The 4,777-nt window shown below is 50.3% G+C and carries 1 tRNA gene and 2 rRNA genes; all 3 read left to right on the top strand.

Annotated features, from left to right (window positions below):
• The first annotated feature begins 69 nt into the window (after positions 1–69).
• The 3 genes from SORDD05_RS09580 (at position 70) to SORDD05_RS09570 (ending at position 4,766) form a co-directional block, all read left to right on the top strand.
• Positions 70–1,616, top strand: a 16S ribosomal RNA gene (locus SORDD05_RS09580).
• Positions 1,617–1,667: 51 nt separating this feature from the next.
• Positions 1,668–1,740, top strand: a tRNA-Ala gene (locus SORDD05_RS09575).
• Positions 1,741–1,862: 122 nt separating this feature from the next.
• Positions 1,863–4,766 (top strand): 23S ribosomal RNA (locus tag SORDD05_RS09570).
• Together the 16S and 23S rRNA genes with 1 tRNA gene alongside form the textbook arrangement of a ribosomal RNA operon.
• Positions 4,767–4,777: the final 11 nt, after the last annotated feature.

Genomic DNA, 4,777 nt, shown 5'->3' with positions numbered 1-4,777 from the left:
GGTTATAGTACTGAACAATGAAAAAAACAATAAATCTGTCAGTGACAGAAATGAGTGAGAACTCAAACTTTTAATGAGAGTTTGATCCTGGCTCAGGACGAACGCTGGCGGCGTGCCTAATACATGCAAGTAGAACGCTGAAGGAGGAGCTTGCTTCTCCGGATGAGTTGCGAACGGGTGAGTAACGCGTAGGTAACCTGCCTGGTAGCGGGGGATAACTATTGGAAACGATAGCTAATACCGCATAATAGCAGTTATTGCATGATAACTGTTTGAAAGGTGCAATTGCACCACTACCAGATGGACCTGCGTTGTATTAGCTAGTTGGTGGGGTAACGGCTCACCAAGGCGACGATACATAGCCGACCTGAGAGGGTGATCGGCCACACTGGGACTGAGACACGGCCCAGACTCCTACGGGAGGCAGCAGTAGGGAATCTTCGGCAATGGACGGAAGTCTGACCGAGCAACGCCGCGTGAGTGAAGAAGGTTTTCGGATCGTAAAGCTCTGTTGTAAGAGAAGAACGAGTGTGAGAGTGGAAAGTTCACACTGTGACGGTATCTTACCAGAAAGGGACGGCTAACTACGTGCCAGCAGCCGCGGTAATACGTAGGTCCCGAGCGTTGTCCGGATTTATTGGGCGTAAAGCGAGCGCAGGCGGTTAGATAAGTCTGAAGTTAAAGGCTGTGGCTTAACCATAGTACGCTTTGGAAACTGTTTAACTTGAGTGCAAGAGGGGAGAGTGGAATTCCATGTGTAGCGGTGAAATGCGTAGATATATGGAGGAACACCGGTGGCGAAAGCGGCTCTCTGGCTTGTAACTGACGCTGAGGCTCGAAAGCGTGGGGAGCAAACAGGATTAGATACCCTGGTAGTCCACGCCGTAAACGATGAGTGCTAGGTGTTAGACCCTTTCCGGGGTTTAGTGCCGCAGCTAACGCATTAAGCACTCCGCCTGGGGAGTACGACCGCAAGGTTGAAACTCAAAGGAATTGACGGGGGCCCGCACAAGCGGTGGAGCATGTGGTTTAATTCGAAGCAACGCGAAGAACCTTACCAGGTCTTGACATCCCTCTGACCGCTCTAGAGATAGAGTTTTCCTTCGGGACAGAGGTGACAGGTGGTGCATGGTTGTCGTCAGCTCGTGTCGTGAGATGTTGGGTTAAGTCCCGCAACGAGCGCAACCCCTATTGTTAGTTGCCATCATTCAGTTGGGCACTCTAGCGAGACTGCCGGTAATAAACCGGAGGAAGGTGGGGATGACGTCAAATCATCATGCCCCTTATGACCTGGGCTACACACGTGCTACAATGGCTGGTACAACGAGTCGCAAGCCGGTGACGGCAAGCTAATCTCTTAAAGCCAGTCTCAGTTCGGATTGTAGGCTGCAACTCGCCTACATGAAGTCGGAATCGCTAGTAATCGCGGATCAGCACGCCGCGGTGAATACGTTCCCGGGCCTTGTACACACCGCCCGTCACACCACGAGAGTTTGTAACACCCGAAGTCGGTGAGGTAACCTTTTAGGAGCCAGCCGCCTAAGGTGGGATAGATGATTGGGGTGAAGTCGTAACAAGGTAGCCGTATCGGAAGGTGCGGCTGGATCACCTCCTTTCTAAGGATAAGGAACTGCGCATTGGTCTTGTTTAGTCTTGAGAGGTCTTGTGGGGCCTTAGCTCAGCTGGGAGAGCGCCTGCTTTGCACGCAGGAGGTCAGCGGTTCGATCCCGCTAGGCTCCATTGGTGAGAGATCACCAAGTAATGCACATTGAAAATTGAATATCTATATCAAATAGTAACAAGAAAATAAACCGAAACGCTGTAGTATTAAAAGAGTTACTGACTGAAAGGTCAGAAAATAAGGTTAAGTTAATAAGGGCGCACGGTGGATGCCTTGGCACTAGGAGCCGAAGAAGGACGTGACAAACGACGATATGCCTTGGGTAGCTGTAAGTAAGCGATGATCCAGGGATTTCCGAATGGGGGAACCCAACAGGTACTACCTGTTACCCATATCTGTTAAGGATGTGAGGAGGAAGACGCAGTGAACTGAAACATCTAAGTAGCTGCAGGAAGAGAAAGCAAAAGCGATTGCCTTAGTAGCGGCGAGCGAAACGGCAGGAGGGCAAACCGAAGAGTTTACTCTTCGGGGTTGTAGGACTGCAATGTGGACTCAAAGATTATAGAAGAATGATTTGGGAAGATCAGCCAAAGAGAGTAACAGCCTCGTATTTAAAATAGTCTTTGTACCTAGCAGTATCCTGAGTACGGCGGGACACGAGAAATCCCGTCGGAATCTGGGAGGACCATCTCCCAACCCTAAATACTCCCTAGTGACCGATAGTGAACCAGTACCGTGAGGGAAAGGTGAAAAGCACCCCGGGAGGGGAGTGAAATAGAACCTGAAACCGTGTGCCTACAACAAGTTCGAGCCCGTTAATGGGTGAGAGCGTGCCTTTTGTAGAATGAACCGGCGAGTTACGATATGATGCGAGGTTAAGTTGAAGAGACGGAGCCGCAGGGAAACCGAGTCTGAATAGGGCGCATTAGTATCATGTCGTAGACCCGAAACCATGTGACCTACCCATGAGCAGGTTGAAGGTGCGGTAAGACGCACTGGAGGACCGAACCAGGGCACGTTGAAAAGTGCTTGGATGACTTGTGGGTAGCGGAGAAATTCCAAACGAACTTGGAGATAGCTGGTTCTCTCCGAAATAGCTTTAGGGCTAGCGTCGACATTAGAGATTCTTGGAGGTAGAGCACTGTTTGGGTGAGGGGTCCATCCCGGATTACCAATCTCAGATAAACTCCGAATGCCAAAGAATTATGGTCGGCAGTCAGACTGCGAGTGCTAAGATCCGTAGTCGAAAGGGAAACAGCCCAGACCACCAGCTAAGGTCCCAAAATAATTGTTAAGTGGAAAAGGATGTGGGGTTGCACAGACAACTAGGATGTTAGCTTAGAAGCAGCTATTCATTCAAAGAGTGCGTAATAGCTCACTAGTCGAGTGACCCTGCGCCGAAAATGTACCGGGGCTAAAACAATTTACCGAAGCTGTGGATACCTTTATAGGTATGGTAGGAGAGCGTTCTATGTGTGATGAAGGTATACCGTGAGGAGTGCTGGAACGCATAGAAGTGAGAATGCCGGTATGAGTAGCGAAAGACAGGTGAGAATCCTGTCCACCGTAAGACTAAGGTTTCCAGGGGAAGGCTCGTCCGCCCTGGGTTAGTCGGGACCTAAGGAGAGACCGAAAGGTGTATCCGATGGACAACAGGTTGATATTCCTGTACTAGAGTATGTAGTGATGGAGGGACGCAGTAGGCTAACTAAAGCAGACGATTGGAAGTGTCTGTCTAAGCAGTGAGGTGTGAATTGAGTCAAATGCTTAGTTCTATAACATTGAGCTGTGATGGGGAGCGAAGTTTAGTAGCGAAGTTAGTGACGTCACACTGCCAAGAAAAGCTTCTAGCGTTTAAACATACTCTACCCGTACCGCAAACCGACACAGGTAGTCGAGGCGAGTAGCCTCAGGTGAGCGAGAGAACTCTCGTTAAGGAACTCGGCAAAATGACCCCGTAACTTCGGGAGAAGGGGTGCTGACTTTACGTCAGCCGCAGTGAATAGGCCCAAGCAACTGTTTATCAAAAACACAGCTCTCTGCTAAATCGTAAGATGATGTATAGGGGGTGACGCCTGCCCGGTGCTGGAAGGTTAAGAGGAGTGCTTAGCGGTAACGCGAAGGTATGAATTGAAGCCCCAGTAAACGGCGGCCGTAACTATAACGGTCCTAAGGTAGCGAAATTCCTTGTCGGGTAAGTTCCGACCCGCACGAAAGGCGTAATGATTTGGGCACTGTCTCAACGAGAGACTCGGTGAAATTTTAGTACCTGTGAAGATGCAGGTTACCCGCGACAGGACGGAAAGACCCCATGGAGCTTTACTGCAGTTTGATATTGAGTGTCTGTACCACATGTACAGGATAGGTAGGAGTCTATGAGATCGGGACGCCAGTTTCGAAGGAGACGTTGTTGGGATACTACCCTTGTGTTATGGCCACTCTAACCCGGATAGGTTATCCCTATCGGAGACAGTGTCTGACGGGCAGTTTGACTGGGGCGGTCGCCTCCTAAAAGGTAACGGAGGCGCCCAAAGGTTCCCTCAGAATGGTTGGAAATCATTCGCAGAGTGTAAAGGTATAAGGGAGCTTGACTGCGAGAGCTACAACTCGAGCAGGGACGAAAGTCGGGCTTAGTGATCCGGTGGTTCCGCATGGAAGGGCCATCGCTCAACGGATAAAAGCTACCCTGGGGATAACAGGCTTATCTCCCCCAAGAGTTCACATCGACGGGGAGGTTTGGCACCTCGATGTCGGCTCGTCGCATCCTGGGGCTGTAGTCGGTCCCAAGGGTTGGGCTGTTCGCCCATTAAAGCGGCACGCGAGCTGGGTTCAGAACGTCGTGAGACAGTTCGGTCCCTATCCGTCGCGGGCGTAGGAAATTTGAGAGGATCTGCTCCTAGTACGAGAGGACCAGAGTGGACTTACCGCTGGTGTACCAGTTGTCTTGCCAAAGGCATCGCTGGGTAGCTATGTAGGGAAGGGATAAACGCTGAAAGCATCTAAGTGTGAAACCCACCTCAAGATGAGATTTCCCATGATTTAATATCAGTAAGAGCCCTGAGAGATGATCAGGTAGATAGGTTAGAAGTGGAAGTGTGGCGACACATGTAGCGGACTAATACTAATAGCTCGAGGACTTATCCAAAGTAACTGAGA

It is taken from the genome of Streptococcus oralis (assembly GCF_001578705.1).
GTDB classification, from domain to species: Bacteria; Bacillota; Bacilli; order Lactobacillales; family Streptococcaceae; genus Streptococcus; species Streptococcus oralis_J.
Note: the sequence above shows the minus strand (reverse complement) of the source record. Positions and strands in the feature narration are given on the sequence as shown.